Below are 24294 nucleotides of genomic sequence, written 5' to 3'. Positions count from 1 at the left end.
CCGGCTTCTGTGAGGGGAACACCGTGCCCGAAGAGAGTCTCGGCCCGGTCCTGGTGGCCGACGCGGGATCGTCGAGTCTGCACCTGACCGTCTTCGACGACGACCACCACGTCCTCGCCCGGCACGACAGCGACTCGGCGCCCGATGACGACGTGCCCGACATTCTGCGGCAGCTGCTGCGCAAGGCGCCGTCACCCGTGGCCGTGGGCCATCGCGTGGTCCACGGCGGCTCCGCACTGCCCGGCCACGCTCTGGTGAACCACGGCGTCCGTGAACAACTGCGCCAGGTCGCCGACCTGGCGCCGCTGCACGTCCCGCCGGCCCTCACCGTCCTGGACGCCGCCCGGAAACTGCTGCCCGACATCCCCCACGCCGCCTGTTTCGACACCGTCTTCCACGCCCACCTGCCCGCCGCCGCAAGCGAGTACGCGGTGCCCACCGTCTGGCGGGAAGAGTACGGACTGCGCCGCTACGGGTTCCATGGGCTGTCCTACGCCTGGGCGCTCGACCGGACGGCGGAGCTTTTCGGCCGACGCCCCGAACAGCTCCACGTAGTGATCGCCCACCTCGGCGGCGGCTGCTCGGCCTGCGCGGTGCGCGACGGACGCAGTGTGGACACGACGATGGGCTTCACCCCTCTGGAGGGGCTGGTGATGAGTCACCGCAGCGGCAGCGTGGATCCCGGCGCCCTGACGTGGCTGCAGACCCGGCACCACCTCTCCCCCGAGGACATCGACGACGCGCTCAACCACCGGGGCGGCCTGCTCGCCCTCTCCGGTACCTCGGACGACACCCGCGACCTCGTGCGCAGCCGGGCCGCGGGAGACGAACGCGCGGCCCTCGCCCTGGCCGTCTTCGCCCATCACTGCCGCCGCGGCATCGCAGCGATGGCCGCGTCCCTGGACCGCCTCGACGCCGTCGTCTTCACCGGAGAGATCGGCGAGGACCAGCCGGAGGTACGCGAGGAGGTGTGCGGCCGGCTCACCGCCCTCGGGCTGACCGGCGGCCTGCGCATCCCCGACACCGGTCGCCCGGCGGTCGTCAGCGGTCCGGGCGCCGCGGTGCCCGTCGTCGTCGTACCCACCGGAGAAGCCCAGCAAGTCGACTACGAAACACGAGTCCTCCTGCGCAGCCGGTGAGACGCACGTCCCGCGCCTTCCGTTCCGCCTCTTCCGGCCCATGTCTGCCGCCTGGGGCCAAGATCCGACCGGCAGCATGCCGGTGCCGACAGCGAATGGGGCCTGCCGGCCGGAAGCGAGGCTTCGGCCGACGGCGCCGAAGTTGCGGCCGAGGCACAGCAACCCCGCTCCGGGGCGCCGGCGGGCGACCGCGTCGGCGGTGCCGTCGGTGGAGGCGTCGGCGGTGCCGTCGGTGGAGGCGTCGGTGGAGGCGTCGTCGACGAGGATCTCGGGCCGCTCGGGCAGGTCCCGGAGCTGCGCAGGGTGCGCAGCAGGCTGTTTGGGAGGCGTCGTCCGAGCGTGAGTGATCGGTGGCCACGGCTATGGGCACGGGCTTCACGGGGTTGCCCGCACTGTTTGGGCGCCTCGGGGAAGGAAACCCCGGATACCGGGCGGTGACAGCCGCGGTGACGGAGCGGGCGCCGGCGATGCCCGTCCGGAACGCAATCCGGTCCTTGGACGTCGGCATCGCCAGATCCGGTTCTGCTGGACGACCTCCGAGTCCGTCAAGATCGAACGGAGAACGCCATGAAGGCTGTCGTATGGCACGCGGTGGGCGACATACGCCTGGACGATGTGCCCGAGCCGATCATCAAGGATCCCTACGACGCGATCGTGCGCATCACGACCTCTGCCATCTGCGGCACCGATCTGCACTTCGTCCGCGGCACCATGCCCGGCATGCAGGAAGGGCGGATCCTCGGTCACGAGGCCGTCGGCGTCGTGGAGGAGGTGGGGCCCGGCGTGCGCAACCTCCGACCCGGTGACCGTGTGGTGGTGCCGTCCACCGTGGCGTGCGGGACGTGCAGCTACTGCCGAGCGGGCTACTACGCGCAGTGCGACAACGCCAACCCGGGCGGACCGCGCGCAGGCACGGTGTTCTCGGCGGCCCCGAGGCCGCTGGAGGACTGGACGGACTACAGGCCGAGTACGCCCGTATCCCTTACGCCCACGTCGGCCTGGTACCGCTGCCCGACACCGTCGACGACGCCCAGGCGGTTCTGCTCTCGGACATCTATCCCACCGCGTGGTTCGGGGCGAGGCTGGCCGAGGTCGGTGACGGCGACACTGTGGCGATTCTCGGTGCCGGGCCGGTCGGGCAGGCTGCCGTAGCGTGCGCCCGGCTGCAGGGCGCCGGCCGTGTGATCGTCGTCGACGGGGTGGCCGACCGGCTGACACTGGCGCGCGACCAGCATGCCGAAACGGTCGACTTCAACGCAGAGGATCCGATCGAGGCCGTGCTGGAGCTGACCGGCGGCATCGGTGTCGACCGAGTCATCGAAGCCGTGGGCGTGGACGCGCAGCAACCCGCCCATGGTCCGGCCGCCGATGCGCTTCGGGAACGGGCCGAGCAGTTCGACCACGAACGCCAAGAGGCGGCCCCGGAGCAGAACCCGGACGGGCGGACGTGGGTGCCGGGCGACGCTCCGACGCTGGCGGCCCGGTGGGCTGTGCAGATGGCGGCGAAGGCCGGCACGGTCGGCACCGTCGGCGTCTATCCGCCACAGGTGGAGCACTACCCGTTCGGTGAGGCGTTCATGAAGAACCTCACCCTCAAGCTGGGCAACTGCAACCACCGCCGCTACCTGCCCGGCCTGGTGTCGATGGTCGGGTCGGGCCGGCTCGACCCGAGCCCGCTGATCACCCGCTGGGAGGGCACGACGGACGCCGTCGACGCCTATCGCACCTTCGACCGGCGGGAGACGGGCTGGACGAAGGTGGCGCTCGGTATGGCGGACGACGGATCGGTCGCCCCGGGCCTCGGCGAGGTGGCCGGTACCGGCGCAGCCACCACCGCGGGCACACAGGGACCGGTGGCAACGGACAAGGAAGGCCGGTGACCGGCGGTGACCGCGAAAGCAGAACAGCGGCGGCGCCCCGTCCGCCGCCTGCGGCTCTCCCTGATCGGCACCGGAGTGCTCCCACCGGGTACCTGAGATCTCGTTTTCCGGTACGGCGATGGCGATACCTGAAAGGCACTCATCGTGAGCCAGGAGGACGTATGAACGGGACAGAACGACAGACGGTCGTGGTGACCGGGGCCAGCGCCGGAATCGGACGGGCGACAGCCCGGATGTTCGCCGCCCGCGGAGCCCGGGTGGCACTGCTCGCCCGCGGCAGGGCGGGGCTCGAAGCGGCGGCGACCGAGGTACGGGACGCGGGTGGGCAGGCGTTGCCCCTCGTCACCGACATGGCGGAACCGGACCAGGTCGAGGAGGCGGCCCGCCGCGTCGAGGAGGAGCTGGGCCCCGTCGACATCTGGGTGAACAACGCCTTCACCGCCGCCTTCGGCAAGTTCATGGACGTGACACCGGAGGAGTTCCTCCAGGCGACCAGGTCGACCTACCTGGGCTATGTGCACGGCACCCGGGCCGCCCTCACGCGCATGCTGCCCCGCGACCGGGGCGCCATCGTGCAGGTCGGATCCGCTCTCGCCTACCGGGGCATCCCACTGCAGAGCGCCTACTGCGGCGCCAAACACGCGATCCAGGGCTTCACCGAGTCGGTGCGCTGCGAACTCCTGCACGACGAGTCCGGGGTCCGGATCACGATGGTCCAGATGCCCGCCGTCAACACCCCGCAGTTCACCTGGCTCCGCACGCATCTGCCCCGGCACGCCCAGCCCGTGCCCCCGATCTACCAGCCGGAGATCGCCGCTCGCGCCGTGCTGCGCGCCGCCGACCACCCTCAGCGGCGCGAGTACTGGGTCGGCGCCTCGACCGTGGCGACGCTGCTGGCGAACGCCGTCGTACCGGGACTGCTGGACCGCTACCTCGCACGCACCGGATTCGACGCACAGCAGACCGGCGCCTTTCCACCGACCACGGGGAACGGCAATCTCTTCGAGCCGGCGGACGAGAAGGAGGATCACGGCACGCACGGCGTCTTCGACGACCGGGCGCACGCCTCCAGCCCGCAATTGTGGGCCGGCCGTCACCACGTCGGCCGGGCCGTCGCCGCCGCGGGAGTCGTCGGTGCGGGCTACGCCGTACTGCGCCGATCCTCCAGGCACTGATTTCCGGCCGCCCTTCGGGGCGCCGAGCGCGCCGGCCGATCGCCGGGTAGGGCACTTGGGCGCGGCGAGCGCGCCTCGGCCCTCCCCTGCTGCCGCCTGGGCGGGGCGCCGTGGTGTCGGCGGAACAGCCGGCAACGCCGTGCCGGTTGCGCTTCCGACAGCAGTGGGCGGGCAGTGGCGCTCACCGTCCGGGACGCGGCTGCTGCCTGTGCGTCCAAGGAGGCCGTACGGCTCCGCACGTGCGCTGAACGCTCTGCCCGGTTTGCGTGCGCGTGGCCAGGGATACACGGTCGGAGCATTCCGGTCGTCGCAGGAGAGAGGAACGCCCCATGGGCCATGGCGGAGATGTCATCGCGGAACTGACCACCGATCACCGCGAGGTCGAGGAGCTGTTCGGGCGGATCGAGGCGCTGCCCGCCGGGGACAAGCAGCGCAGGACATACGCCGATCAGGCCGTGATCGAGCTGGTGAGGCACTCGGTCGCCGAGGAGGCGTACCTCTACCCGGCCGTCCGCGCGTTCCTGCCCGACGGCGACACGATCGCCGACAGGGAGATCGAGGACCACGCCGAGGCCGAGCGGACCATGAAGGAACTCGAGGGCGTCGACGCCGACGAACCGGAATTCGACCGGCTCATCGGCGAGTTGATGACAGAGATCCGCTCGCATGTCCGCGACGAGGAGGACAATCTCTTCCCCCAGCTGCGGGCGACGGCCTCCGAGGACGAGCTGATGAAGCTGGGCGACAAGGTCCGCCAAGCGAAGAAGACCGCTCCGACCCGGCCGCATCCGTCGGCCCCGGACACCCCGCCCGCCAACAAGCTGCTGGCGCCCGGCGCGGGCCTCGTGGACCGCGTCAGGGACGCCTTGACGGGACGCGGCAAGGACTGACGGGGCAAGGCGCCCGAGTCGGGCGCGGACGCCGACGCGACGCATCAGTGGCTCCATAGCGGAAGGTTGTTCATGGACCCGGTGGATCTCCCCCTGCCGGTCGTCCGCCGCCCGCCGGCCCGCGACGACGCCGACATCGACGTGGACGCACTCGAACGGGACCTGCGCGCCCGGGTGGACGGCGAGGTCCGTTTCGACAGGGGGACGCGTGCGGCGTATTCGACGGACGGCTCGAACTACCGACAGGTGCCGATCGGGGTCGTCGTCCCGCGGACGGTGGAGGCGGCCGCGGAGGCACTGACGGTGTGCCGGGAGTACGGGGCGCCGGTGCTGTCCCGGGGCGGAGGCACCAGTCTGGCCGGTGAGTGCTGCAACACGGCGGTGGTCCTGGACTGGACGAAGTACTGCGACCGACTGCTGTCCGTGGACCCGGAGAACCGGCGCTGCACGGTCGAGCCGGGCATCGTCCTGGACGACCTGAACCGGCAGCTGGCCGAGTACGGCCTCCAGTACGGTCCCAAGCCGGCCACCCACCCCAACTGCACCATCGGCGGGATGATCGGCAACAACTCGTGCGGGTCGACGGCCCAGGCGTACGGCAAGGTCGTCGACAACCTGCACCGTCTGGAGGTCCTCACCTACGACGGCGTCCGGATGTGGGTGGGGCGGACCGATGACACCGAGCTGGAACGGCTCACCGCGTCCGAGGGGCGGGAGGCGGAGCTGTACCGGGGCCTGGTCGCTCTGCGCGATACATACGCGGACCTCGTGCGGGAGCGTTACCCCGACATCCCGCGGCGGGTCTCCGGCTACAACCTCGACTCGCTGCTGCCCGAACACGGCTTCGACGTCGCTGGTCTGCTGACCGGTTCGGAATCCACCCTGGTCACCGTCCTGCACGCGGAACTGGAACTCGTGCCCGTACCGAAGCACTCCGCCCTGGTCGTGCTGGGCTACCCGGACATCTGCCAGGCCGCCGACCATGTGCCGGCCGTCCTGGAGCACAAGCCGGCCGCCCTGGAAGGCGTGGACCACCAGCTGATCCACTTCCAGGAGGAGAAGCACCTCAATCCCGAGGCCTTGCGTGAGCTGCCCGAAGGCCGGGCCTACCTGATGGTGGAGCTCACCGGTGACACACGCGAGGAAGCGGACGCCAGGGCTCAGGAGCTCATCGACGCCAAGCCCGACGACGTCGACCACACCTGGTACGACGACGAGAAGCACGTGCACGAACTGTGGCTGGTGCGCGAGTCCGGCCTGGGCGCCACCGCACACGTCCCGGGAAAGCCCGACACCTGGGAGGGCTGGGAGGACTCGGCGGTTCCGGTGGACCGCCTCGGCGACTACCTGCGCGATCTGAAGCGGCTCTACGAGGAGTTCGACTACGGACACCCGTCGGTGTACGGGCATTTCGGTCACGGCTGCGTCCACACCCGCATCCCCTTCGGCCTCGAGTCGGAGGAGGGCGTCGCCCGGATGCGGGCGTTCGTCGAACGGGCCGCCGACCTGGTCGTCTCCTACGGCGGATCGCTGTCCGGCGAGCACGGCGACGGCCAGTCGCGGGGCGAGCTGCTGGTGAAGATGTTCGGACCCGAACTGATCGAGGCGTTCGAACGCCTGAAGGGGCTCTTCGACCCCGGCAACCGCATGAACCCCGGCAAGATCGTCCTGCCCTACCGCCTGGACGAGAACCTGCGCCTGGGCCCGGACTACCTCCCGTGGGAGCCGGACACCGTCTTCTCCTTCCCCCACGACGACGGCAAGTTCAGCCGCGCCGCCGCACGGTGCGTCGGGGTGGGCAAGTGCCGCTCCTCGGAGGGCGGGGTGATGTGCCCCAGCTACCGCGCCACCCGCGAGGAGGAGCACTCCACCCGGGGGCGGGCGCGACTGCTGTTCGAGATGGTCCGGGGCGGCGGCGACACGCCGGTCACGGACGGCTGGCGGTCGAAGGAGGTGCACGACGCGCTCGACCTGTGCCTGGCCTGCAAGGGGTGCCGGACGGACTGCCCGGTCAACGTCGACATGGCCACCTACAAGGCCGAGTTCCTGCACCACCACTACGCGGGCCGGTTGCGGCCTCTCGCGCACTATTCGATGGGCTGGCTGCCGGCGGTGGCCCGGGTGATGGCACTCGCGCCCCGCACCGTCAACGCGCTGGCTTCCGTGCCGTGGCTGGCGAGCGTGGCCAAGACGCTCGGTGGTGTCGCGGCCGAGCGGGACCTGCCCGTCTTCGCCGAGCAGCGGTTCACCGACTGGTGGCGCGAGCGGGGCGGTCCGCGCGGCGAAGGGCGCCGTGGAGAGGTCGTCGTGTGGCCCGACACCTTCACCGACCACGTCCACCCCGCGATCGGCAAGGCCGCCGTGGAGGTCCTGGAAGCGGCGGGCTTCACGGTCAAAGTGCCGAAGGCGGCGGTGTGCTGCGGACTGACCTGGATCTCCACCGGGCAACTGGGCATCGCCCAGCGGGTCCTCGGCCACACGATCGACGTCCTGCGCGAAGACCTGCGCCGGGGCACACCCGTGGTCGGCCTCGAACCGAGCTGTACGGCCGTCTTCCGCGCGGACGCGGCCGAACTGCTGCCCAAGGACCCGGACGTGGCGCGCCTGCGCGAGCAGACCCGCACCCTGGCGGAACTCCTCGTCGAACGCGCCGATGACTGGCAGCCGCCGCGTGTCGACGCCCGCGCGGTGGTCCAGCGGCACTGCCACCAGTACGCGATCATGGGCTTCGACGCCGACCGGAAGATCCTCGAACGTGCCGGGGTCGACGCCGACGTACTGGACGCCGGCTGCTGCGGACTGGCCGGAAACTTCGGCTTCGAGAAGGGCCACTACGAAGTTTCGATGGCCTGCGCCGAGGCCGGGCTTTTGCCCGCCGTGCGGGAGGCGGACGACGCGACACTGGTTCTCGCGGACGGCTTCAGCTGCCGCACACAGGTCGACCAGGCCGACACCGGACGCACCCCCTTGCACCTGGCGGACGTACTGGCGGCGGCCCTCCGTGGCCGGGATGCCACGCCGGAACGCCCCTCGTCGCCGGGGCTGCGCGCCCTGCTGCCCCTGGGAGCGGTCGGCGCGGCCGCTGCGACGCTGGCCGTGCTGGTCGGGGCCCGGCGCTCCCGTCTCGTGCGCAGCGGAAGCGATGTGGCCCGTCGTTGAACCGGGTCGCGGCGAGCCGCTGACGGAGGGACCGGCTGAGCGAGCGCACCCGCGCCCGGGCCTGGCCGTCGGACGGTTTCACCGCCCTGCGGAAGTGACCGAGCCGCAGGCGTCGCCGAAGCGTGCCGAGCACTCCAGCAGCAGGGCGTGGACGAAGCCCTGCGGAAGGTTGCCGCGCAGTTGGCGCTGCGCGACGTCGTACTCCTCGGCGAACAGCCCCGCGGGCCCGCATGCCGAACGGGTGCGTTCGAACCACCGCACCGCCTCGGTCTCCAAGCCTTGCGCATGAGCGGCCAGCGCCATCGTGAAGCCGCACAGCAAGAACGCGCCCTCCGCGTCCCCCAGCGGCTCATCCCCGTGCCGGAACCGGTAGACGTAACCGTCCTCTGCCAGCCTGCGCACCACCTGGGAGCGGGTGAGCGCGAAGCTTCGGTCGTCGCGCGGCACGGCTCCGCGGGCCAGCGGCAGCAGAAGGGCCGCTTCGGGACCTGGGTCGTCTGCGGCGCGCTGCCAGTGGCCGTCGGGGTGCAGCCTCGACGACCGTGGCGGTGGCGGCCGACCCGTAGGTCCAGCCGATGCCGGTCACTCCCGCGGCGGCGGCCTCGACCAGGACGAGGGTCGTGGAGTCCCAGGTGAGCGTCGCGTCACCGCTCGGCAGATCCGTGGGGACGCGGTAGACGAAGGCGGACAGGTGTTCCACGGCGGGTCCGTCGGGGAACACCTGAGCCCGTGGTGCCGGGTGGGTCACTTGTTCTCTTCGGTGCCGTCGTGGGGTCCGGCGCCCCGGCGGTCGTCGCGGTGCCTGGTGCCGGGCAGCATCTCCTGGACCTTGGCCTTGAGTCCCTGCTTCACCATGGAAGCCCGGTCGCTGTCGCCGTGCAGGATCGCGGAGGCCGCGGCCTCGATCTGGTCCAGGGAGGCGTGCGGAGGGATCGGCGGGACGGCCGGGTCGGTGCGGAAGTCGATGACGAAGGGACGGTCGGCGGTGAGTGCCCGGTCCCAGGCGGCCTCGACGTGCTCGGGCTTTTCCACCCGTACCCCGTCCAGGCCGATACGCTGGGCGATCTCGGCGTAGGGCAGGTCCGGGATGTGTTGCGACTCCTCGAACTGCGGGGCGCCGGACATGGCCCGCATCTCCCAGGTGACCTGGTTGAGATCCCGGTTGTTCAGCACGGCCACCACCAGCCGCGGGTCGGACCACTCATGGTGGTACTTCGCCGCGGTGACCATCTCCATCATCCCGTTCATCTGCATCGCCCCGTCACCGACCAGGGCGATCGCCGGCCGGTCCGGATGGGCGAACTTCGCGCCGATGGCGTACGGCACACCGGGGCCCATGGTCGCCAGCGTGCCCGACAGCGAGCCCCGCATCCGTCCGCGCAGCCGCAGATGACGGGCGTACCAGTTGGCCGCCGAACCGGAGTCGGCGCTCACGATGACGTCGTCGGGCAGCCTGGCGTCCAGGGCGTGCACGACGTACTCGGGATTGACCGGGTCGGCGTCCACCGCGGCCCGCCGCTGCATGACCTCCCACCAGCGCGAGACGTTGTTCTCGACCTTCTCCCGCCAGGCACGGTCGTCCTTGCGGCGCAGGAGCGGCAGCAGCCGCAGCAGTGTCTCGCGGGCGTCGCCGACCAGATTCACCTCGAACGGGTAGCGCAGGCCGACCATGTGCGGGTCGATGTCGATCTGCACCGCCCGTGCCTGGTCCAGCTCCGGCATGAACTGCGTGTACGGGAAGCTGGAGCCGATCATGAGCAGGGTGTCGCACCCCCGCATCAGCTCGTAGGAGGGGCGGGTGCCCAGCAGGCCGATGGAACCGGTGACATAGGGCAGGTCGTCGGGCAGCACGTCCTTGCCCAGCAGCGCCTTGGCCACTCCGGCGCCCAGCAGGTCCGCCACCTGCTCGACCTCGGCCCGCGCCCCCCGGGCGCCCTGACCGATCAGCACCGCGACCTTCTCGCCGGCGTTCAGCACCTCGGCGGCCCGCTCCACGTCCTCGCCCGCCGGCACCGGCGCGTACCGGCTCAGGCCAAGACTGGAGGGCACCATCTTGAACGCGTGAGCCGGCGCACTGTACTCCAGCTCCTGCACGTCCGCGGGCAGGATGACCGCGGTGACCGTGCGCCTGGCGTACGCGGTGCGCATCGCCCGGTCGATGAGGTTCGGCAGCTGCTCGGGCACCGTCGCCGTCTCGCAGAACTCCGAGGCGACGTCCTTGTACAGACTCTGCAGATCCACCTCCTGCTGGTACGAACCGCCCATGGCGCTGCGATTGGTCTGCCCGAGCAGCGCCACGACCGGGACGTGGTCGAGCTTGGCGTCGTACAGCCCGTTCAGCAGATGGATCGCCCCTGGCCCCGACGTCGCCGCGCACACCCCCACCTTCCCGGAGAACTTGGCGTAGCCCACCGCCTGGAAGGCGGACATCTCCTCGTGCCGCGCCTGCACGAACTTCGGCCTGTTCCCCGCCCGCCCCCACGCCGCCAGCAGCCCGTTGATGCCGTCGCCCGCATAGGCGAAGACATGATCCACGCCCCACTCACGCAGCCGCTGGAGGATGTAGTCGGACACCTTCGTGCTGGCCATGAACGCTCCCTTTCCGGTCCTGCGTACTGTGCGACTGTCCTCGGTGCCCCTGCCCGGGCCGGTCACAGAGGGCGGTAGGCGGGACATTTCCTGGGTAACCGCGCAGGTCTGCGGGAAACGCCACACTCGAGACGTTGCTCTCTCGGCTCATGGCAAGCACGCTGTCCGCCCCCACCGGGGCCGACCCCGCCATGGACGCCATCGGTGTGAGGGGTACCCGCGCTCCGCGCGGGGCAGCCGGCCAGCGGCCATTGGTGTGGTCATGGGTGACACCACGTGGTCGACCGCGTGCGCATCGCCGCCGCGCAGAAAACCCGTCCCGCACGTTCTCCAACTGGTCGGCATCGACGCCCTGATCACCCGCCGCCCCGCCCTCGAGCAGGCACTCGAACCCTGACCGCCCTACCCGGGCCGGCCCGGGGCATCCTCCTGGCGCGAGTACCGCTGCACGGCCGCGTCCAGCTCCTCGCCCACCGGCTCCGGCAGCGGCTCTTGTCCCAGCGCCCACCCGACCACCGCTTTTGCCACCGTGTGCAGCTTGATGTTGGTGTGCTGGGAGACCTCGCGCAGCACCTCGAACCCGGCGCCCGGCGCAATCCCGTGGACCGCGATGAGGATACCGATGGCCTGGTCGACGACCGCGTGGGAGCCGACCGCCTGCCGCAGCTGAGCGATCTCCTGTTGCAGCTGTTCCAGCGTGGCCCCCCACATGCCGTCGGGCAGGCACCGCTGGTCGCGGGAAGTCGTCATCACCAGTCTCCATAAAGGAGCGGGTATCACGTACGCCTGCCCCCAACCACCGTTGTAAGAAACCCAGGTGCGATGTGGAGATCACATAGAACCGGGATTCTTCGCCGTCAGGCCGGCGAAGAGCCCGAGAGGCTGACTGCCCGTCCCTTACCCGGTCGAGTCGCCCTCGCGTGGGCACCCATACCTGTCTCCCGCCCGGTGGCCATCGCAAGGCGGGCGCTGATGCCGTTGAAGGCAGGTGCCGATTGCCGCTGTGGGAATACGTACACGGCATCAGCCCGCATAAGAAGGTGTGGCATTCACCCTTCGCGCACGAAAGACGAAATGAGCCGTCCACTGATGACGTCCGCCGTCCCGCAGCACGCCCACGTCAGGACGCGATGGCCGATACCGTCACGGCGGCCGCGGCCGGGACGTCGTGGGAAGGGCCGCCGGCCTGGGGAGGCAGACACTGCTCTTCCCCACCCCTCGGGTCGTCGGCTTGACGACGATCGCGTTGAACAGGATCGCGGGGACGGCTGACCTCCCCGGGACCCGCGGTATCCGAGGCGAAGTCAGATTTCTCCGGCCCCTGGCGGTCGCCATCCCGCAAGAGCCACCATCGGACGCACTGGTCGGAGGGGCGTCAGACCGCTGGCTCGGGAAGTTCGCCGGGCCGGACGGGCACGATCTCGACGCGAGTGCAGCCGGTCTCCTTCAGCGCCTTCCGGCGGCGCTTTGCGGCGGGTTTGTCGTACCTGCCGGCGGATGCCTGCGGGACGCCGTCGCGGTCGGTCCAGACCAGAGCGTAGTGGTGCGTCGCGGTAGTCATAGAGTCATCCTCCCTGGCAGTACCAGTCCGTCAGCGCGTCGTACGGGCCGTTCATCGTCCGTTCGATCCAGCAGCTTCACACGGGTCGGCGAATCACGAAAGAGCACCCCTGTATCCGCCCGGCGCGCCGACGCGCCCCGTAAGGCGGGGTGATGCAGGGCGATGGCGCGTTCGCCAAACGGGATCGACAACCCCCGGGCCGCCCGAAATCCGGCGCCCACAAGCTGAGCTGCGTGGGCCGCCGTCCGCCCATGCCGCGATCATCCGCTGGGTGCTCGTCCGGGGCTGATCAGGCACGGTTCCCCTTGCTGCTGCGATCGCCGCTCGGCGCCCTGCGGTGAGTTGCACTCGTTCAGCTCGCCGCAGTCCATTGGTGACGTGTTGTGGGAGGGTGGAGGTGATGGACCAGCCTGGTTCCGTCGCTCTGAGGCTTCGTTGACCCGTCGCCCTTCGTTGGGCGGGCCGGGGCATGCGGCTCGTGCCTGCGCGGCTTTGAACGCCGGACTCGTGCACGGCCTCCCGGCCGTGTTTCCGGACTTCCTGGCCGACGGCCAGGGCATCCAGGGCTGTCGCCCCAGCGTGGGGAGGCCCGATGAAGCCGTACGCCGTTCACCTCCAGCTCCACGGCACGCTTGCCGTGGTGACTCTCTGTGTTTCGAGACCCAATGCGGTGCGTCGTCATTCTCCTCAGCTTGCCGATGCGCTCGCAGCGCTTCCGGAGCGGACTCTCGTTCTCGTTCTCGATCTCGACCATGCCGACGGGCTGGCAGCCGACGCGCTGGTGGCGGTGCGGGACTGGGCCCGTGCACATGCTGTGTTCCTTGCCGTTCTGGATTCTCTGGCCCGGCCGGGCGCCTTCTCGCTCTGTGCCGTGGCGGCGGAAGCGGACCACGGGCCGGAGGCGGGTCTGCGGGCGTTCCGGCGCGGCATGGAAGAGCGAGAGATCCTGCAGTGGGCTCTGGGCATACGACATGCCCGCCATGACGCCCATCCCTGCGCGGGCCTGTGACTGCCGGTGCTCTGTGAAGGCCCGCGAGCAGCCGGGTGCCGTTTGCGGGCATGGGCAGGACACCGTGGTGAGAGGATGGGGAGATGAGCTGTCTCGGGAGGTGAAGCGCGGTGGATCCTGTTCCTCCTGATGACGGACAGTCCTGGCCCAGTGCGGCCGAGACCCGGACCCCTTCGGAGGCGCTCTCGGGTGCGGTGACGGGTGTGGAGGGCCGGGAAGTGCCCGCTGTGCTGGGCCGAGCCTGCATCGACGCGCTGGACATCACCGGCGCTTCCGTCTCCCTCGCCGGGGCGGGCGACGCCCAGGCGCTGTGGTGGTCCTCCGACGAACGGGCCGGTCAGCTGGCAGAGGCCCAGTACACGCTGGCTGACGGCCCGTGCCGCACGGCGTTCGAGCAGGCGGCACCGGCGCTGGCCTCGGACCTCACCGAAGGTCGGGATGCCCTGCGGTGGCCGGTCTTCGCCCAACAGGCCGTCGCGCTCGGGGTGAAGGCCGTGTTCTGCCTGCCCCTGGGCGCAAACGGACTCGCCATCGGAACCCTCGACCTCTACCGAGACACCCCTGGCCCCCTGTCGCAGCGGGATCTGTCCTTCGCGTTCCCCGCAGCGGAAGCGATCACCACAGCGCTGCTCGCGCTCCATGCCCAGGTGGGCGCGCACCACGGCTGGCCTGGGGAATGGCTGGACACCATGGAGACCGACCACGAGGAGGTCCACCACGCAACTGGAATGATCATGGTGCATCTCGGGAGTAGTCCAGAGGATGCGCTGGCCCGCCTGAGGGCCCACGCCTTCGGACACGGACAGACCGTGACCGAGACTGCTCGCGACGTCATCGCCGGGAGGATCAGGTTCCATGATTAGGCCCCGCCGGACGGCAGGACCGGAGCTGGGAAAGGTTGACACCGGCATGAACCGCGAACAGCAACTCAACGAGGCGTTCGTGAGCCTCACGGACCTCACCGCCGACGACGTCGACCCCTTGGTCCTGCTCCGCCGCCTGGTGGACCACAGCGTCCGGCTCACCAGCGTCGACGCGGCCGGCGTGATGCTCGCCAACGCGCACGGCCAGCTCCGCCCCTTCTGCGCGACCTCGGACCTGGTAGCGGTCACCGAGATGTTCCAGGGCCAGATCGCACAGGGACCGTGCATCGACGCCTACACCACGTGCGCACCGGTCCACGCCGACGATCTCGCCGACTACACGCAACGTTGGCCGGCCTTCATCCCCTTGGCCACGGCCGCCGGATTCCATGGCGCCCACGCGCTGCCCCTGCGCGTCCGCGACCAGCAGGTCGGAGCCCTCAATCTGCTCGCACACGCACCCACTTCCCTCACCGACTCCGACAGCCGGCTCCTGCAAGCCCTGGCGGACGTCGCCACCACCGCGGTGATCACCTGGACCGCCGGCCCGCTGCGCCCCCTCGACATCGTCACCCGCACCCAGGCCGCCCTCTCCAAAAAGGCCGTCCTGGACATCGCGTCAGGCATGCTCGCCGCCACCGCCGACATCACCCCGGTCCAAGCGGTCACGCACCTGATTCGTTACGCGGCCGTCCTCGGCGAACGCCCCACCGAGATCGCCGAACAGCTCGTACGGCGCGCCATCACCCCGCTAACCGTCTTGCAGAACGCTTCCTGAGGCGGGCCTGCCCGCCGGGTCAGGCCCGCCCGGGAGCGCGTCGCCTTGACCCGTGCCAGCGGTGCCGGTCGTCCAGAGACGGCGGATTCCGCCGGCATCCGGAGCGGCTGTGACGCAGAAGGCCACCAACGGGGCGGAAGATCAGTAGCTTCCTGGTACGGCGCCGACGGCCTTCACCGGTCCCCGTGAGGTGGAGAAGTCCGCCCTCTGCGGGGTCCTGTTCGCCGTCCCCGCCCCCACTCACCGGGCGCTCAGCTCTTCTTGGCGGCGAGCGCGCGCTGCAGCTGCTGCTTGTTCATGTTCGAACGTCCGTCGATGCCGCGCTGCTTGGCCTCGTTGTACAGCTGGTCGTAGGTCGGGCCCTGTGGGCCTTTGCCCGATCGCTGACCGCCGCGCTTGCCGGAGGACATGTCCTTCGTCGAACTGCGGCTGGAGGACTCCGACTCACGTCTGTGATCAACCGCCGGCCGATGCGGCACCTGGCACCCGGCACCCGGGCCTCCGGCTCCCGGCTCCCGGCTCCCGGCTCCCGGCTCCCGGCTCCCGGCTCCCGGCTCCCGGCTCCCGGCTCCCGGCTCCCGGCAGAGACCATCCTGATGGCCCGCTGTACATCCCAGTCTCTCTTCGGCTTTCGACAGCATAGTGTCGGATATGTGAGTGATGACAGCAATGGTGCACCTGGGGACGAGGCATCCTTGGACCAGGTGCTCAGTGGCACGGTGCAACGTACGGGGGCTCTGGCAGCGGGCGTGTACTTGCTGCCGCCGGCCGAGTCGGTGTTGTGCCTGACGGCGGTGTGCGGGATCCCGGTGGTGGTGGCGGCGCCGTGGCGGCGGGTGGCGGTATCGGCTGCGGGCCCGCTGTCGGAAGCGGTGCGGGAGGACCGCCTCGTGTGGGTGGGCCGGCAGGAGGACATGGCCCGCCTGTATCCGAGCGCCGCAGCCGGGCTGCCCTACCAGTTCGCCCTGGCCTTCGCCCCCCTGCACGGTGCCCGCCGGTGGGGGGTACTGGTGCTGGCGTGGCCCAAGAACCACCCGCCCTCGCTGACCCGTCGAGAACGCGGGCACATCCTGTCCAGCGCAAGCCGCATCACCCAAGTGCTGGACCAAGCGCCTGCCCCCTGGCCCATTCCCGATCAGCCGCGTGCCGTGCCCCTGCGCCGGCCTGACCCGGACCCGGCACAGACCGGGCTCGCCGCCGCCGACCTGCTCCAGCGGATGCCTGTCGGCGCCATCGGCTTCGACCTGCAAGGCCGCATCACCTACCTCAACGACGCCGCCGCCCGGCTGCTCGGCCGCAGGTCGGACCGCCTCCTGGGCACCTTGCCGTGGCAGTCCGTGCCCTGGCTCGACGACCCGGTCCACGAAGACCACTACCGCACCGCGGTCTTCACCCGCGAACCCGTCGCCTACACCGCGCTGAGCCCGCCCGACCACTGGCTCGACATCCGGCTCTACCCCGACGACAGCGGCATCAGCGCCCTCATCTCCCCCCACTTCGACCATGAGTCGGCGGACGCACCGCCGCCCCGCGTCACCCCGGCCCTGGGCGCCTCACCCGAGGGAGCCGGCACGGGGCGGATCCACCAACTGATCCACCTGGCGGCCGCCCTGAGCCAGACCGTCACCGTGACCGACGTCATCAACTTGGTGGCCGACCAGATCCTGCCCGCCTTCAGCGCCCAGGGCATGGTCATCTCCGCCGCCGACGCCGGGCGCCTGAGGATCACCGGGCACCGGGGCTACGACCCGCGCAACATCGCCCGCCTGGACGGCCTCCCCCTGGACACCGGTCTCACCCCTGTCGGCCATGTCCTGCAAAGCGGCATCCCGGCCTTCTTCGCCGACCCCTTCGAAATGGCCCGCGCCCACCCGCGGGCATCGGAGCTCAGCGGCAAACAGGCCTGGGCGTTCCTGCCCCTGCTGGTCGCCGACCGCCGCGTCGGATGCTGCATCCTGTCCTACGACCGCCCGCACCCCTTCAGCGCGAGCGACCGCGCCGTCCTCGTGTCACTGGCCGGGCTCATCGCCCAGGCCATGGACCGCGCGCTCCTGTACGACGCCAAGCACGACCTCGCCCATGGTCTGCAGCAGACCCTCCTGCCGGTGACCCTCCCCCAGGTACCCGGCCTTGCCGTCGCCGCCCGCTACCTGCCGACCGCCCATGGCATGGACATCGGTGGCGACTTCTACGACCTGATCCGCCTCAGCGACAGCACCGCCGCCGCCGTCATCGGGGACGTACAAGGACACAACATCAACGCCGCAGCCCTCATGGGCCAGGTCCGCACAGCCGTCCACGCCACCGCCGGTGCGGCCCCCGGCGAAGTCCTGGCCCGCACCAACCGCGTCCTGATGGATCTCGAAACCGACCTGTTCGTCTCCTGCCTCTACATCCACATCGACCTCTCCGAGCGACGCCTGCACCTGGCCAGCGCAGGACATCCGCCCCCGCTTCTGCGCAGTCCCGCGCCCACACCGCACACCATCGCGCTCGAGGTGGAACCAGGCCCCCTGCTCGGCATCGGCATGGGAACCGAGGACGACTACCCGGTCACCACCGCTCCCATGCCCGCGGGATCACTCCTCGCCCTCTACACCGACGGCCTCGTAGAAACCCCCGACACCGACATCACCGACTCCATCACGGCCCTCGCCGACCACCTCACCAGCAACGGCGACCAGTCCCTCGACGACCTGGCCGACAGCCTCCTCCACCACGCCGGCCTCCACCACACCCGCACCGACGACATCGCCCTGCTCCTCTTGCGCGTCCGGTAGGCGACCGCCGAGGAGCCCCTCGCCCTGCGGCGGGATGGTTGTGCCCTTCAGTCATGACGGGTCTTCGTTCTCCCGATGCTCATGGCACACCCGGCCGTACGGAAGAACCTCATCGAGCAGTACGAGACCCTGCGCGTCCTGCACGCCAAGAACGGCAGCGAGGAGGCCCGCCGGCGGATGGACGACGTCGCCTACACCCTGCATCAGTGGGTGCGGCGGGGTGGCGGAGGGGCTGGACGACGTACGCGATACGGCGGCCGTGTTCGACATCCACAGCGGAGCGGGTCGGCTGCCGGTTCGGGCCCTGACCATCGTGCCGGTCGTCGGCCCGGCGCAGAGGAACCCGGTCACGGTCCGCGCCGCGATATGGCCCTTCGCCGGTGCGCGTGCGATGTCCTGACTGCTACCAGGTGTCGCCGAAGGTCCGTCGGTAGGCGCCAGGTGTGGTGCCGAGATGCGCCCGGAAACGGCGGCGCAGGTTGACCGCTGAGGCGAGTCCGACCCGGGTGGCGATGCGTCGCTATCTCGGCCGGCCGCGGGAGACGGCCCGGGTCGTCGTCGACGGCTGGTTGCACACGGGCGATGTGGGCCACCTCGACGCCGAGGGTTACCTGACCCTGGTGGGGCGCTCGAAGGACATGATCATCCGAGGTGGGGAGAACATCTACCCCAAGGAGATCGAGGACGTGCTGGCGGGCGATCCGTCCGTGCTCGAGGCCGCCGTGATCGGCGTACCGGACGACAAGTGGGGAGAGGTGGTCGTCGCCTACGTCCAGCCACGACCGGGCGTGGCCGTCGATCCGAAGACGCTCGAAGCGCTCTGCGCGCGCAGCCTCACCGGCTACAAGCGTCCGACCGCGTTCTTCGTGGTGGAAGCCATCGCGAAGAACGCGGTCGGGAAGATCGACAAGGCCTCGTTGAGGGCGGCTCATGCGACGGCCTCTGCCGGTTCCTGATCAACCCGGATGACGCCACGGCCGCGTCGAAAACCGGCCCGTAGCCCCTCGCCACTCACAGGAAGTCCAGTCCCGCGCCAGGCGCGGGACCGGGGTGGAGAGCGACGCGTCCCCTGGTCAGGCGCCGGTCGGGCACAACCCTCTGACTGTGTGGGCGTGAGGAGGCGGGCAGTCGGGAGGTCTCTGACATCATGGGGCCCGGACGCGTGACCACCGGGAGGCGCCATGACACGGGGACCAGGGCGAGGCGGGATTTCCACCGCGCCGCGCAGCATGGACGTGGCCCGGCTGGCAGGCGTCTCGCAGAAGACCGTGTCCAGGGTCTTCAACAACGAGGCCTACGTCTCCACGGACGTGCGCAGACGCGTTCTCGCAGCCGCCGAGGAACTCGGCTACCGGCGCAACAACGCGGCTCGCGCCCTGGCCTCGGGCCGCACACGTTCCATCGGCGTGGTGACGCTGGGTACCGCCCTGTACGGACCCGCGTCGTTGCTCATGGGCGTCGAGCGAGCCGTCCGGGACACGGGATACGCGCTTCGTGTGGTCAACACCGTGGAAGGCGACCCGACGGGCATCGCCGGAGCCGTGGACTCGCTCCTGGACCAGGGTGTGGACGGCATCGTCATCTCCGAGCCCATCGACGAGAGCGGGAACGGGGGCGGGCCGGAAGTCTCCGTGCACGTCGACGTGCCGGTCCTCGTCTGCGGCGCGCCACCGCCGTTCGCCGCGCCCAACGTGCTGGCTGCGGGGGTCGGCGCCGACCTGATGGCGCGCACGGTCACCGAGCACCTGCTCGACCTGGGACATCTCACCGTCCATCACCTCGCCGGTCCGCAGCGGTGGTACGCCGCCCGGGACCGTCTCGACGGATGGCGGGCGGCGCTGGCGGCTCACGACCGGGGCGAGCCACCGCTGGTCGAGGGCGACTGGTCGGCCGCCTCCGGCTACGCCGCGGGCCGTGAACTGGCCTCCGACCCCGACGTGACAGCGGTCTTCGCAGCAAACGACGACATGGCCATCGGCCTGATCCGCGCACTGACGGAGGCCGGCCGACGCGTTCCGGACGACGTGAGCGTCGTGGGTTTCGACGACATTCCGGTCGCCGCCTATGTGACACCTCCCCTGACGACGGTGCGCCAGCCGTTCGACGCGGTGGCCCAGGACGGCCTCAAACGTCTCGTGCACGCCATCGAGAACCCGCAAGCCGACCCCCTGGCGGCGAGTGAACCTCCGGTCGACCTGATCGTCCGCGCCTCGACCGCGCCTCCGCCGAGAGGCTTTGGCGCTTCCGCTCACCGCTGATCGGCATCGGTCTCGGCCTGAGCAGCGGAACTCCTGACCAGGCGCGTGATCGAGGCGAGTACTCCCGGCGAGCCCGGCCGGCCGGCGGGAGCCGTCGCGTCTGTCCGGGCAGGTTCCGTGTCACCCGGAGGCGGCCATCCCGGGGTTGCCGTAGTAGGCGTCCGGGCCGTGTTTGCGGGTGTAGTGCCGGTCCAGCAGGTGCCGCGGTGGCGGCCCCGTGGGGGCCAGGGCCAGCGTTCGGATGGCGATGTCGGCGACGGCTTCACAGATGATGGCGCGTTCGAGGGATTGGCGGGCGGTGCTCCCCCAGGTGAAGGGGCCATGGTTGGCGACGAGGGCGGCGGGGACCTCGACGGCCCTCTGGTCGTCGCCCTCCAGCATGTCCACGATGACGCGCCCGGTGTTGTACTCGTAGTCCTTGGCGCATTGCTCGACGGTGAGGTCGGGGGTGCAGGGGACGGGGCCGTTGAAGGTGTCGGCATGGGTGGTGCCCAGGACGGGTATCTCCCGGCGTGCTTGGGCGAACGCGACGGCATGGGTGGAGTGGGTGTGGGCGACCCCGCCGATGGACGGGAACGCGAGGTACAGACAGCGGTGGGTCTCGGTGTCGGTGGAGGGACGCAGGTCTCCGTCGACGACGGCGCCGTCCGCCAGGCGCACGGTCACCAGGTGGTCGAGGCTGAGGTCCTCGTAGGGGACTCCGGAGGGCTTGATGACGAAGACCCCCGCCTCCCGGTCTGTCCCGCTCACGTTGCCCCAGGTCAGGGTGGCGAGGCCGACCCGGGGGATGGCCAGGTTGGCGTCCAGTACCTCTTGGCGCAGGCCCTCGCGGACAGCGACAGTCATCGATCGTCTCCTTGAGCGTGGTTCATGGCTGTCACAGGGCCTGGGCGAGGCGGTGGTAGGCGGCGTTCCAGCGGATCTCCTTGGCGAACTGTCCGGACGAGGTGTTCTCGTCGATGGTGAGCAGTTCGACGCCGGTCATCGCCGCGTAGTCGGTCAGCGTCTCCATGTCGACGGCGGAGCTGAGGACGGTGTGGTGCGGGGCACCGGCGAGCAGCCAGCTCTCGGCGGACTCGGCCAGGGAGGGGTGGGGCTCCCATACGGCTCGGGCCACGGGCAGGCGGCGCAGGGGTTCGCTGGGCGCGACGACGTCGACGGTGTTGGCGGTCAGGCGGAAGCGGTCGCCGAGGTCGGAGAGGCCGACGACCACCGCGGGACCGGGGGCCGCGTTGAAGACCAGGCGGACGGGGTCTTCGCGGCCGCCGATGGACAGGGGGTGGATCTCGCAGCTGGGGCGGTCGGCGGCCACCGAGGGGCAGACCTCCAGCATGTGGGCGCCGAGGATGCGGGGGGTGCCCGGGCCGAGGTGGTAGGTGTAGTCCTCCATGAAGGTGGTGCCACCGGGCTGCCCGACGGCCATGACCTTCATCGTGCGCAGCAGGGCCGAGGTTTTCCAGTCGCCCTCGCCGCCGAAGCCGTAGCCGTCGGCCATCAGCCGCTGAACGGCCAGGCCGGGCAGTTGGCGAAGTCCGCCCAGGTCCTCGAAGTTGGTGGTGAAGGCGGTGAAGCCGCCCTCGGTGAGGAAGGAACGCAGGCCCAGTTCCAGGCGGGCCGCGTACAGGAGGGAGTCGTGGTGTATCGCGCCGGGCCGCAGCGCCGGGACCACGTCGTACAGCTCGCTGTAGGCGGCTGCGAGTTCGACGGCCTCCTTGTCCTCGACGGCGTCCACGACTGCGACCAGGTCGTTGACTCCGTAGGTGTTCACGGAGTAGCCGAACCGCAGCTGGGCCTCGACCTTGTCGCCCTCGGTCACGGCGACGTCGCGCATGTTGTCGCCGAACCGCGCCAGGCGCAGGGTACGTGAGGCGTGGCGGCCGGCCGCGGCCCGGGACCAGGCCGCGACGCGCCCGATGACCCGCGGGTCGGTGGCGTGACCGGCCACGATCTTGCGCTGAACGCCGAGCCGCGCCTCGATGTGTGCGAACTCGCGGTCACCGTGGGCGGCCTGGTTGAGGTTCATGAAATGCATGTCGATGCTCGACCAGGGCAGCGACAGGTTGTACTGGGTGTGCAGATGGAGCACCGGGCGGTCCAGCGTGCTGAGCCCGGCGATCCACATCTTCGCCGGGGAGAAGGTGTGCATCCACACGATCACCCCCACACATGCGTCGGACGCGGTGGCCTCCAGGCACAGCCGCCGGATCGACTCAGCGTCGGTGAGGACCGGCTTCCACACGACCCGCAGGGGAATCTGCGGGGCGGCGTCGAGGCGGTCGGCGATCTGCTGGGACTGCTGGGCGACCTGCTGGAGGGTGTCCTCGCCGTACATGGCTTGGCTGCCGGTGAGAAACCAGATCTCCTGGCCGGCGTGGGTGGTGGCTGGTGTCGTCATGACAGGGTTCCTTTTCGGGCTTGGGTGCGCGTGCATCGCTCAGGCGGACGCTTCTGCGCGGATGCGGCGCAGGCGGTGCATGACCTCGTTGGCCCCCCGGCCGAAGTAGTCGTGCAGGAGCCGGTACTCGGCGTAGAGGCGGTCGTAGGCCGCGGCGCGTTCGGGGTCCGGCAGGTAGGCCCCGCGGTGGACCTGGCCCATGGCGTGGGCCGCGGCCCGGATGTCGGGGTACGCTCCGGCGGCGACCGCGGCGTGCATCGCGGCGCCGAGTGCGGGGCCCTGCGCGGAGCCGATGACTCCGAGCGGGCGGCGGGTGACGTCGGCGTAGATCTGCATCAGCAGCGCGTTCTTGGTCAGGCCTCCGGCGATGATGAGTTCCGCCACCGGCACGTCGGATGCCTCGAAGGCGTCGATGATGGTGCGGGTGCCGAAGGCGGTGGCCTCCAGCAGCGCGCGGTAGATGTCTTCGGGCCGGGTGGAGAGGGTCAGTCCGACCAGCACCCCGCTGAGGTCGTGGTCGACCAGGACGGAGCGGTTGCCGCTGTGCCAGTCCAGGGCGATCAGACCGTGCTCGCCGACCTGCTGTTCGGCCGCGAGGACGGTCAGGTGTTCGTGCGCGTCGCGTCCCAGGGCTGCGGCCTCGTCGGCGTACGACGCGGGGACGTTGTTGCGCACGAACCAGCCGAAGATGTCGCCGACACCGCTCTGCCCGGCCTCGTATCCCCACAGGCCCGGCAGGATGCCGCCGTCCACGACCCCGCACATGCCCGGCACCGTGGCCTGCTGGTCGGAGCTCATCACATGGCAGGTCGAGGTGCCCATGATGGCGACCATCTGTCCCGGGTCCACGGCTCCCGCCGCGGGCGCCGTCACATGGGCGTCGACATTGCCCACGCACACGGTGATGCCCTCGGGCAGCCCCGTCCAGGCTGCGGCCTCGGCCGTCAACGTCCCGGCCTGCGCGCCCAGTTCGCCGATCGGCTGGTCCAGCTTGTCGCTCACGAAGCCGGCGAAGTCCGGATTCAGCGCCGCGAGGTAGTCGCGGGAGGGGTAGGCGCCGTCCTGGAGCTGGCCCTTGTAACCGGCGGTGCAGGCGTTGCGGACGTAGGTGCCGCACAGCCTCCAGACGATCCAGTCCGCGGCCTCCACCCACCGCTCGGTCCGGCGGTAGACCTCCGGATCCTCCTCCAAGACCTGTAGCGCCTTGGCGAACTCCCACTCCGACGAGATCTTCCCGCCGTACCGCGTCAGCCACCCTTCCTTCCGCTCGGCGGCGAGCGCGTTGATGCGGTCGGCGTGGCTCTGTGCGGCGTGGTGGCGCCACAGCTTCGGGTAGGCATGCGGGCGGCCGACGAGGTCGGGCAGTTCGCACAGGGGTGTGGCGTCGGCGAGGACCGGCAGGACCGTGCAGGCGGTGAAGTCCGTGCCGACACCGATCACCTGCTCCGGCCGCACTCCGGCACGGGACAGCGCCTGCGGCACGGCGTGGCGCAGGACGTCGAGGTAGTCCGACGGCACCTGCAGGGCCCAGTCGGGCGGCAGCCTGGTGCCGTCGGGCAGTTCCCGGTCCAGGACCGCGTGGGCGTAGGGGTGCTCCGCGGTACCCAGCTCCGCTCCGTCCCGGACGCGGACCACCACGGCCCGCCCGGACAGCGTGCCGAAGTCGACTCCGACGACACAGGATTCGAGGATTGCACGGTCATCGCGCTCTGTGTTCACAACCAGCCATCCTTGTTGATGAGGAGAACGTGCTGACGGACCATCGGGACTCGATGTTCGATGTGTCGGCCCGCGTTCGATCACGCGAATGAAGGTGAG

At 70.5% G+C, this 24294-nt stretch carries 19 protein-coding genes and 5 pseudogenes; 15 read left to right on the top strand and 9 right to left on the bottom strand.

Annotation, left to right across the window (positions count from 1 at the left end):
• The first annotated feature begins 23 nt into the window (after positions 1-23).
• The 6 genes and pseudogenes from ACIPFH_RS41785 (at position 24) to ACIPFH_RS41760 (ending at position 8243) form a co-directional block, all read left to right on the top strand.
• The gene (locus tag ACIPFH_RS41785; RefSeq protein ID WP_401835138.1) at positions 24-1139 is read left to right on the top strand and encodes an acetate/propionate family kinase; all 1116 of its coding nucleotides are present in this window, start codon (positions 24-26) and stop codon (positions 1137-1139) included.
• A gap of 567 nt (positions 1140-1706) precedes the next feature.
• Positions 1707-1991 (top strand): annotated as a pseudogene (locus ACIPFH_RS41780) (alcohol dehydrogenase catalytic domain-containing protein); the annotation flags it as partial.
• Positions 1992-2014: 23 nt separating this feature from the next.
• Complete coding sequence (locus ACIPFH_RS41775) at positions 2015-3019, top strand: zinc-binding dehydrogenase (protein ID WP_401835135.1); 1005 nt, start codon at positions 2015-2017, stop codon at positions 3017-3019.
• A 161-nt stretch (positions 3020-3180) separates the two neighbouring features.
• The gene (locus ACIPFH_RS41770) at positions 3181-4194 is read left to right on the top strand and encodes an SDR family oxidoreductase (protein ID WP_401835133.1); all 1014 of its coding nucleotides are present in this window, start codon (positions 3181-3183) and stop codon (positions 4192-4194) included.
• Between the two features lie 329 nt (positions 4195-4523).
• Complete coding sequence (locus ACIPFH_RS41765; protein WP_401835131.1) at positions 4524-5084, top strand: hemerythrin domain-containing protein; 561 nt, start codon at positions 4524-4526, stop codon at positions 5082-5084.
• Positions 5085-5156: 72 nt separating this feature from the next.
• Positions 5157-8243 (top strand): FAD-binding and (Fe-S)-binding domain-containing protein, encoded by a 3087-nt coding sequence (locus ACIPFH_RS41760; RefSeq protein WP_401835129.1) that lies wholly within the window; start codon positions 5157-5159, stop codon positions 8241-8243.
• Positions 8244-8321: 78 nt separating this feature from the next.
• Here ACIPFH_RS41760 and ACIPFH_RS41755 read toward each other — a convergent pair.
• Positions 8322-8774 (bottom strand): annotated as a pseudogene (locus tag ACIPFH_RS41755) (glycoside hydrolase family 15 protein); the annotation flags it as partial.
• Positions 8775-8987: 213 nt separating this feature from the next.
• Positions 8988-10832, bottom strand: a complete 1845-nt coding sequence (locus ACIPFH_RS41750) for a thiamine pyrophosphate-requiring protein (protein WP_401835126.1) — start codon at positions 10830-10832, stop codon at positions 8988-8990.
• A 262-nt stretch (positions 10833-11094) separates the two neighbouring features.
• Between ACIPFH_RS41750 and ACIPFH_RS41745 the strand changes: the two genes are divergently transcribed.
• Positions 11095-11229 carry a hypothetical protein gene (locus ACIPFH_RS41745; RefSeq protein ID WP_401835123.1) on the top strand — a complete coding sequence of 45 codons (135 nt, stop codon included), beginning with the start codon at positions 11095-11097 and terminating at the stop codon, positions 11227-11229.
• Positions 11230-11234: 5 nt separating this feature from the next.
• On the opposite strand, the gene ACIPFH_RS41740 is transcribed toward ACIPFH_RS41745, so the two are convergent.
• Both ACIPFH_RS41740 and ACIPFH_RS41735 read right to left on the bottom strand, forming a co-directional pair.
• Complete coding sequence (locus tag ACIPFH_RS41740) at positions 11235-11582, bottom strand: ANTAR domain-containing protein (protein WP_401835121.1); 348 nt, start codon at positions 11580-11582, stop codon at positions 11235-11237.
• Positions 11583-12207: 625 nt separating this feature from the next.
• On the bottom strand, positions 12208-12393 hold the full coding sequence (locus ACIPFH_RS41735; RefSeq protein WP_359127454.1) for a hypothetical protein: 186 nt from the start codon (positions 12391-12393) through the stop codon (positions 12208-12210).
• Between the two features lie 592 nt (positions 12394-12985).
• On the opposite strand from ACIPFH_RS41735, the gene ACIPFH_RS41730 reads away from it, so the two are divergent.
• From ACIPFH_RS41730 to ACIPFH_RS41720, 3 genes are all read left to right on the top strand, one after another.
• Positions 12986-13402, top strand: coding sequence for a hypothetical protein (locus ACIPFH_RS41730; RefSeq protein ID WP_401835118.1), 417 nt, complete (start codon positions 12986-12988; stop codon positions 13400-13402).
• Between the two features lie 218 nt (positions 13403-13620).
• Entirely contained in the window at positions 13621-14265 is a 645-nt protein-coding gene (locus ACIPFH_RS41725; RefSeq protein ID WP_401835115.1) for a GAF and ANTAR domain-containing protein, read from the top strand.
• A gap of 46 nt (positions 14266-14311) precedes the next feature.
• On the top strand, positions 14312-15043 hold the full coding sequence (locus tag ACIPFH_RS41720) for a GAF and ANTAR domain-containing protein (protein WP_401835113.1): 732 nt from the start codon (positions 14312-14314) through the stop codon (positions 15041-15043).
• A gap of 251 nt (positions 15044-15294) precedes the next feature.
• On the opposite strand, the pseudogene ACIPFH_RS41715 reads toward ACIPFH_RS41720, so the two are convergent.
• Positions 15295-15489, bottom strand: a pseudogene (locus ACIPFH_RS41715) (plasmid stabilization protein); the annotation flags it as partial.
• A gap of 150 nt (positions 15490-15639) precedes the next feature.
• On the opposite strand from ACIPFH_RS41715, the gene ACIPFH_RS41710 reads away from it, so the two are divergent.
• The 3 genes and pseudogenes from ACIPFH_RS41710 (at position 15640) to ACIPFH_RS41700 (ending at position 18223) form a co-directional block, all read left to right on the top strand.
• The gene (locus ACIPFH_RS41710; RefSeq protein ID WP_401835110.1) at positions 15640-17823 is read left to right on the top strand and encodes a SpoIIE family protein phosphatase; all 2184 of its coding nucleotides are present in this window, start codon (positions 15640-15642) and stop codon (positions 17821-17823) included.
• Positions 17824-17898: 75 nt separating this feature from the next.
• A pseudogene (locus ACIPFH_RS41705) lies at positions 17899-18024 on the top strand (DUF5133 domain-containing protein); the annotation flags it as partial.
• Positions 18025-18043: 19 nt separating this feature from the next.
• Entirely contained in the window at positions 18044-18223 is a 180-nt protein-coding gene (locus ACIPFH_RS41700; protein ID WP_401835202.1) for a hypothetical protein, read from the top strand.
• 3 nt (positions 18224-18226) lie between these two features.
• Here ACIPFH_RS41700 and ACIPFH_RS41695 read toward each other — a convergent pair.
• Positions 18227-18337 (bottom strand): annotated as a pseudogene (locus tag ACIPFH_RS41695) (AraC family transcriptional regulator); the annotation flags it as partial.
• Between ACIPFH_RS41695 and ACIPFH_RS41690 the strand changes: the two are divergent.
• Positions 18336-18779, top strand: a complete 444-nt coding sequence (locus tag ACIPFH_RS41690) for a class I adenylate-forming enzyme family protein (protein WP_401835108.1) — start codon at positions 18336-18338, stop codon at positions 18777-18779. The pseudogene ACIPFH_RS41695 and the gene ACIPFH_RS41690 overlap by 2 nt on opposite strands.
• 273 nt (positions 18780-19052) lie before the next feature.
• Entirely contained in the window at positions 19053-20081 is a 1029-nt protein-coding gene (locus tag ACIPFH_RS41685) for a LacI family DNA-binding transcriptional regulator (protein WP_401835199.1), read from the top strand.
• Between the two features lie 120 nt (positions 20082-20201).
• Here the strand turns inward: ACIPFH_RS41685 and araD are convergent, their stop codons facing one another.
• The 3 genes from araD to araB are packed head-to-tail and all read right to left on the bottom strand — an operon-like array spanning position 20202 to position 24195.
• Positions 20202-20927, bottom strand: a complete 726-nt coding sequence (gene araD / locus ACIPFH_RS41680) for an L-ribulose-5-phosphate 4-epimerase AraD (protein WP_401835105.1) — start codon at positions 20925-20927, stop codon at positions 20202-20204.
• 31 nt (positions 20928-20958) lie between these two features.
• The gene (gene araA, locus ACIPFH_RS41675; protein WP_401835103.1) at positions 20959-22476 is read right to left on the bottom strand and encodes an L-arabinose isomerase; all 1518 of its coding nucleotides are present in this window, start codon (positions 22474-22476) and stop codon (positions 20959-20961) included.
• Positions 22477-22515: 39 nt separating this feature from the next.
• Positions 22516-24195: a ribulokinase gene (gene araB / locus ACIPFH_RS41670; RefSeq protein ID WP_401835100.1), complete on the bottom strand. Its 1680-nt coding sequence runs from the start codon at positions 24193-24195 to the stop codon at positions 22516-22518.
• Between the last annotated feature and the right edge of the window lie 99 nt (positions 24196-24294).

Origin of the sequence: Streptomyces sp. NPDC088157 (genome assembly GCF_044741545.1) — a bacterium.
Taxonomy (GTDB): domain Bacteria; phylum Actinomycetota; class Actinomycetes; order Streptomycetales; family Streptomycetaceae; genus Streptomyces.
Note: the sequence above shows the minus strand (reverse complement) of the source record. Positions and strands in the feature narration are given on the sequence as shown.